5 protein-coding genes and 2 pseudogenes are annotated in these 6,172 nt (G+C 72.1%); 4 read left to right on the top strand and 3 right to left on the bottom strand.

What is annotated here, in order from left to right; all coding sequences use genetic code 11:
* The 3 genes from CCN35_RS25255 to CCN35_RS25245 form a co-directional block, all read left to right on the top strand.
* A partial coding sequence (locus CCN35_RS25255) for a S1C family serine protease (RefSeq protein WP_245863450.1) occupies positions 1–1,253 on the top strand: 1,253 nt, incomplete at its 5' end.
* 204 nt (positions 1,254–1,457) lie between these two features.
* The gene (locus CCN35_RS25250) at positions 1,458–1,886 is read left to right on the top strand and encodes a sec-independent translocase (protein ID WP_067397618.1); all 429 of its coding nucleotides are present in this window, start codon (positions 1,458–1,460) and stop codon (positions 1,884–1,886) included.
* 83 nt (positions 1,887–1,969) lie between these two features.
* Positions 1,970–2,710 (top strand): hypothetical protein, encoded by a 741-nt coding sequence (locus tag CCN35_RS25245; RefSeq protein ID WP_079129895.1) that lies wholly within the window; start codon positions 1,970–1,972, stop codon positions 2,708–2,710.
* Positions 2,711–2,968: 258 nt separating this feature from the next.
* On the opposite strand, the gene CCN35_RS25240 is transcribed toward CCN35_RS25245, so the two are convergent.
* The 3 genes and pseudogenes from CCN35_RS25240 to CCN35_RS25230 form a co-directional block, all read right to left on the bottom strand.
* Positions 2,969–4,102 carry an Mrp/NBP35 family ATP-binding protein gene (locus tag CCN35_RS25240; RefSeq protein WP_067397620.1) on the bottom strand — a complete coding sequence of 378 codons (1,134 nt, stop codon included), beginning with the start codon at positions 4,100–4,102 and terminating at the stop codon, positions 2,969–2,971.
* 41 nt (positions 4,103–4,143) lie between these two features.
* Positions 4,144–4,752, bottom strand: coding sequence for a DUF1003 domain-containing protein (locus CCN35_RS25235; protein WP_067397621.1), 609 nt, complete (start codon positions 4,750–4,752; stop codon positions 4,144–4,146).
* Positions 4,742–5,914: pseudogene (locus CCN35_RS25230) on the bottom strand (magnesium transporter MgtE N-terminal domain-containing protein); the annotation flags it as partial. The pseudogene CCN35_RS25230 and the gene CCN35_RS25235, both read right to left, overlap by 11 nt.
* On the opposite strand from CCN35_RS25230, the pseudogene CCN35_RS25225 reads away from it, so the two are divergent.
* Positions 5,908–6,172, top strand: a pseudogene (locus CCN35_RS25225) (magnesium transporter); the annotation flags it as partial. The pseudogenes CCN35_RS25230 and CCN35_RS25225 overlap by 7 nt on opposite strands.

The following is a 6,172-nucleotide window of genomic DNA, read 5'->3' as shown; positions in this document are numbered from 1 at the left end:
TGCCGCCCATGCCGCCCGGCGCCCCCGGCGGACCCGCCGCCGGCGCCGACCCCTGGGCGCGGTACGACCCCTGGGCCCAGGGACGGATCGCCGCGCCGCTGCAGCAGAGCGGAGCCGGGGTGATCGGCGCGGAACAGCGGCACCGGCGGGTGACGCGGGCCCTGGTGGGCGGAGCCGTGGTGCTCGCGCTGGTGTCCGGTGTGCTCGGCGGAGTGGCCGGGGCGTACTTCGAGCGCAACGGCGGCGTGGGGACCGTGGAGCTGCCGCAGGCCGGGAAGGAGCCCACCGGACGTGCCCCGGAGAGCGTCGCCGGGATCGCCGCCCGGGCCCTGCCCAGCGTGGTGACCCTGCACGTCAGCGGCTCCGGCGAGCAGGGCACCGGCACCGGGTTCGTCCTCGACCGGCTCGGCCACATCCTCACCAACAACCACGTCGTGGAGAAGGCCGCCTCCGGCGGGGACATATCGGTGACCTTCAGCAGCGGCCAGACCACCAAGGCCAGCATCGTCGGCCGGGACACCGGCTACGACCTCGCCGTCGTCCGGGTCCGCGGGGTGCGCGGCCTGACCCCCATACCCCTCGGCAACTCCGACAATGTGCAGGTGGGCGATCCGGTGGTGGCCATCGGCGCCCCCTTCAACCTCGCCAACACCGTCACCTCCGGCATCATCAGCGCCAAGGAGCGTCCCATCACGGCCGGCGGCGGGAGGGGCGACGGCAGCGACGTGTCGTACGTCGACGCCCTGCAGACCGACGCCCCGATCAACCCCGGCAACTCCGGCGGCCCCCTCCTCGACGCCCAGGGCCGGGTGATCGGCATCAATTCCGCCATCCGCTCCGCCGGCACCGGCTCCGACCTGCGGACCGGTCAGGCCGGCTCCATCGGCCTCGGCTTCGCCATCCCCGTGAACCAGGCCAAGCGGGTCGCCGAGGAGCTGATCAACACGGGCAGGGCCAGCCATCCGGTGATCGGGGTGACCCTCGACATGGACTACACCGGGGACGGCGCGCGGGTGAGCGCCAGGGGCCGTGACGGCGGCTCCCCGGTCGTCCCCGGCGGCCCCGGGGACAAGGCCGGGATCAAGGCCGGTGACGTCATCACCGCGGTGAACGGGCGGCGGGTCCACTCGGGCGAGGAGCTGATCATCAAGATACGGGCCCACCGCCCCGGCGACCGCCTGGAGCTGACCCTCGTCCGCGGCGGACGGGAGCGGACGGTCTCCGTCGTGCTCGGGTCCTCGCACAGCGACTGACCGAACCGGGACCGGCCGGACCGTGGCCGGCCGGACCGGGGCGCACGGCGCGGCGCCTCCGCCGCGCACACGGCCCGACACCTCGGGGCGGTACCGGTCGGGCGGCCCCGCCCGGTACCGTGGTTCCGGCCCGGACCACGGAAAGACCCGCACAGACCGGACCACCCGAGGGCCGAGGACCGAGGACATCGCAAGGAGCTTCAGGTGTTCAACGACATAGGACCGCTCGAGCTGGTGACGATCGTCGTCGTGGCCGTGCTCGTGTTCGGTCCGGACAAGCTCCCGAAGGTCGTTCAGGACGTGGCGCGCACGATCCGGAAGATCCGTGACTTCTCCGAGAGCGCCAAGCAGGACATCCGGAACGAGCTCGGTCCCGAGTTCAAGGACTTCGAGTTCGAGGACCTCAACCCCAGGACGTTCATCCGCAAGCAGCTGGAGAACGACGACCTGGGGCTGAAGGAGATCCGCAACGGCTTCGACCTGAAGAAGGAGATGGCCGAGCTCACGGACGCGGTGCACGGCCGCGACCCCGGGTCCTCCCCGGGTGCGGCCGGCGGCCGGGTCGACCTGACCAAGAAGCCCGAGGTCCTGGGCCGCGACGAGCGTCCGCCGTTCGACATGGACGCCACCTGAGCGTAGTCCCCCGTACACCCGCGACCACGCCCCGGGTGGTTTCCCTGCTGCCCGGAGCGGGGTCGATATGCTGCCGAGTTGTTGTGCGGACCGGACGAGTCGCCCGAAGGGGGGCGGGCCGGGGCCGGTCCGACGAGAGCGAGGAGGCGTCCGGGCACATGGAGACGACAAGTCGGGCAGACGCGCAGGCGTCGGCCGCGGAGGGTGGACCACGGTTTCCCTTCGCCCGGCGCACGGTCGACGGTTACCTGCTGGCACCCTTTCCGTGGTACGGCCTCGACGAGGCCTTCACGGGGCCGCGCTGGCTGATGAGGGTCGGTGTCTCGGCCGACGGCAGTGTGGAGCACGGGTCCATCGGGCACGGCGACGAGCCCTCCGTACGCAATGAGCAGACGTCCGGGGAGGAACCCAAGGAGAAGTTCGCGGTCGTCGTCACCGTCGCCGCCCACCCGGTGCGGCGTCTGTCCGACGGCACGGGCCAGCTGGAGGCCACCTCGGTCTCCTCCGCGGCCTGGCTGGCCGGTGTCGGGCTGCTGTCCGTCACCTGGCCCACCCAGATGGACCACTCCCTGCGGGACGACTGGCTGGAGCAGCAGACGGAGACCGCCTGGGCGCTCGCCGACGACCTGACGAGCCCGGACTGGTCGATGCTCTCCCTGCCCGTGGACGGCGTCCCGACGCCCTTCTACTACCGCGAGTCGGAGTTCGGCTGGGTGCTTGCCGGCTCGACCCAGAAGGGGGTCCACGTGGGCGCGTACGGCAGGGGCATGAGCGCGTACGGACTCGGTTTCGCCGTGATCGAGGACATCAACGCATACGCCTGAGACCACGCGTACGCCTCGGAGGCGTACGGCCGGCCGGCGGGGCCGGCCGGGCAGAGGAGACCGGCGGGAAGACCGGTACGGAGAAGACCGAGCGGAGAAGAAGGGGCGCCCCGAGCGGCGCCCCGTTGTCGTGGGGCCGGGCGGCCGGACGGTCCCGCACCGGGCGTCGCACGGGCCGGCGAAAACCCCCTCCGGGCCCGACGGGCCCGGAGGGGGCGAGGAAAGCGAAGGAAGTGAAGGAGGCGAAGGGGGTGGGGGTCAGAACTTGTTCTTCGGGGTGATGCCCAGCGACATCCCCGCCAGACCCCGCTGGCGGCCCCCCAGCTTGCCGGCGATCGCCCGCAGGGCCGAGCCCGCCGGGGAGTCCGGATCGCTCAGGACGACCGGCTTGCCCTCGTCGCCGCCCTCGCGCAGACGGACGTCGATCGGGATGGAGCCGAGCACCGGGACCGAGGTGCCCGTGGTGCGGGCCAGGCCGTCGGCGACCCGCTGACCGCCGCCCGTGCCGAAGACGTCGACCATCTCGCCGCAGTGCGGGCAGGGCAGCCCGGACATGTTCTCGACCACGCCGACGATCTTCTGGTGGGTCTGCACGGCGATGGAGCCCGCCCGCTCGGCCACCTCGGCCGCCGCCTGCTGGGGCGTCGTCACGACCAGGATCTCGGCGTTCGGGATCAGCTGGGCCACGGAGATCGCGATGTCACCGGTGCCGGGCGGCAGGTCCAGCAGGAGGACGTCCAGGTCGCCCCAGTACACGTCCGCCAGGAACTGCTGCAGCGCCCGGTGCAGCATCGGGCCGCGCCAGACCACCGGCGCGTTGCCCGGGGTGAACATGCCGATGGAGATGACCTTCACCCCGTTCGCCGACGGCGGCATGATCATGTTCTCGACCTGGGTCGGACGGCCGTCCACGCCCAGCATCCGCGGCACGCTGTGGCCGTAGATGTCGGCGTCGACGACACCCACCTTCAGGCCGTCGGCCGCCATCGCCGCCGCCAGGTTCACCGTCACCGAGGACTTGCCGACGCCGCCCTTGCCGGAGGCGACCGCGTACACCCGGGTGAGGTTGCCCGGCTTGGCGAAGGGGATCTCGCGCTCGGCCTGGCCGCCGCGCAGGGCCGCCGCCAGCTCACGGCGCTGCTCGTCGCTCATCACGTCCAGCGAGACGTCGACACGGGTGACGCCCTCGACGCGCGAGACCGCGTCGGTCACCCGCTGCGTGATCGTCTCGCGCATCGGGCAGCCGGCAACCGTCAGATACACGGTGACCGCGACCGCACCGTCCGCGCCGATCTCCACCGATTTGACCATTCCGAGCTCGGTGATGGGCCGGTGGATCTCAGGGTCGTCAACCGTCGCCAGTGCCTCGCGCACCGCGTCTTCCGTAACCATAAGAACGATGGTACGGCGCGCGATCGGAGAGCAGGGACCGGTCAGTGGTCGTCCCGGTCACGCCCGCTCGGTCGTTCCGCCGCGAATGCCCCCGGCCGGTGCCCGTTGAGGCTTTTCTCCTCCAGTTCCCGGGCCACCTCCTTGGCCAGGTCCTGCAACTCGGACCGGAGCCAGTCGCGGGTCGCCACCTCGCCCAGACCCATGCGCAGCGCGGCGACCTCCCGGGTCAGGTACTCGGTGTCGGCGATCGACCGCTCGTTCCGCTTGCGGTCCTGCTCGAGATTGACCCGGTCCCGGTCGTCCTGCCGGTTCTGCGCCAGCAGGATCAGCGGGGCGGCGTAGGAGGCCTGCAGGGACAGCGCCAGGGTCAGGAAGATGAACGGGTACTCGTCGAACCGCAGATGCCGGGGCGCGGCCACGTTCCACACGATCCAGATGATGATCACCACGGTCATCCAGACGATGAACCGTCCGGTGCCCAGGAAACGCGCGATGCGCTCCGACAGCCGCCCGAAGGCGTCCGGGTCCCACTCCGGCACCAGCCGGCGCCGCGGCGCACGCGGCTGGTCCAGCCGGCCGGCCCGCGGCCGGCCCGCGGCGGTGGCCCCCGCCGGAAGCCGTTCGCGGGTGCTCTCGCGCTCAGCCGGCATTGGCAGCCGCCTCCTTGTTCTCGTTCAGGTGGTACTCCGTCTCCCGCCAGTCCTCCGGCAGCATGTGGTCCAGGACGTCGTCCACGGTGACCGCGCCCAGCAGCGACCCGGTCTCGTCGACGACGGGCGCCGCCACCATGTCGTACGTCGCGAAGAACCCCGCGACGACCGGCAGCGCGGCGTCGGGGGCGAGGGGTTGCAGATCGTCGTCGACCATCGAGCCGACCAGGGTGTAGGGCGGCTCGCGCAGCAGCCGCTGGAAGTGCACCGTGCCCAGGTACTTGCCGGTCGGCGTCTCCTCGGGCGGGCGGCACACATAGACCTGGGCGGCCAGCGCGGGGGAGAGGTCGGGGTTGCGGACCCGGGCCAGGGCGTCGGCGACGGTGGCGTCCGGGCGCAGGATGATCGGCTCGGAGTTCATCAGCCCGCCCGCCGTGCGCTCCTCGTACGCCATCAGCCGCCGCATGTCGGCCGCGTCGGCGGGCTGCATCAGGGCCAGCAGCCGCTCCTGCTCCTCGACGGGGAGCTCGGCGAGCAGGTCGGCGGCGTCGTCCGGGTCCATCGCCTCCAGCACATCGGCCGCGCGCTCGCCCTTCAGCTTGCCGAGGATCTCGATCTGGTCGTCCTCCGGGAGTTCCTCGAGGACGTCGGCGAGACGGTCGTCGTCCAGGGCGGCGGCGACCTCCGCGCGCCGTTTGGGCGACAGGTGGTGCAGCACATTGGCGAGGTCGGCGGCGCGCAGCTGCTCGAAGGTGGCGAGCAGGCTCTCCGCGCCCTGCCCGTGCTCCTCCAGCGAGAAACCGGTGACCGCGGACCACTCCACCGTCAGCGTCTCTCCCCGTTTGCGCCGGAACGCGCCGCCCTTGCGTCCCTTGCGCACGAAGACCCGGTCGATCTCCCAGTCCCGGCGGGCGGGCAGCTGCCGCACCGACACGTCCAGGACGGTGACCTCCTCGCCCGTCTCCACGAGCGTCACCCGCCGGTCGAGCAGCTCACCGAAGACGAGCCGTTCGGTGGGCCGCTGCTCGAAACGCCGGACGTTGAGCACGCCGGTGGTGATGACCTGACCGGACTCGATGCTCGTCACCCGGGTCATGGGCAGGAAGATGCGGCGCCGGGTGGGGAGCTCGACGACCAGCCCGAGCAGACGGGGCGGCCGGCGCCGCCGTCTTCGATCCGAACGGCGACCAGGTGGGGCGCGTACGGGATCTGGTCGTCATGCTGCGCGTCGGGCGCCGGCCGCCCCGTCTGCTCGGGCTGGTCGTCGAGCTCCCCACCCGGCGCCGCATCTTCCTGCCCATGACCCGGGTGACGAGCATCGAGTCCGGTCAGGTCATCACCACCGGCGTGCTCAACGTCCGGCGTTTCGAGCAGCGGCCCACCGAACGGCTCGTCTTCGGTGAGCTGCTCGACCGGCGGG

This window comes from Streptomyces thermovulgaris (assembly GCF_002155915.1).
Lineage (GTDB): Bacteria > Actinomycetota > Actinomycetes > Streptomycetales > Streptomycetaceae > Streptomyces > Streptomyces thermovulgaris.
This window is presented reverse-complemented; position numbering and strand designations above follow the sequence as displayed.

Bases quoted from the DNA above. Each gene is read 5' to 3' on its own strand.
- CCN35_RS25235 (WP_067397621.1), bottom strand. From the start codon at position 4,752: ATGCCGGCTGAGCGCGAGAGCACCCGCGAACGGCTTCCGGCGGGGGCC.
- CCN35_RS25240 (WP_067397620.1), bottom strand. From the start codon at position 4,102: ATGGTTACGGAAGACGCGGTGCGCGAGGCACTGGCGACGGTTGACGAC.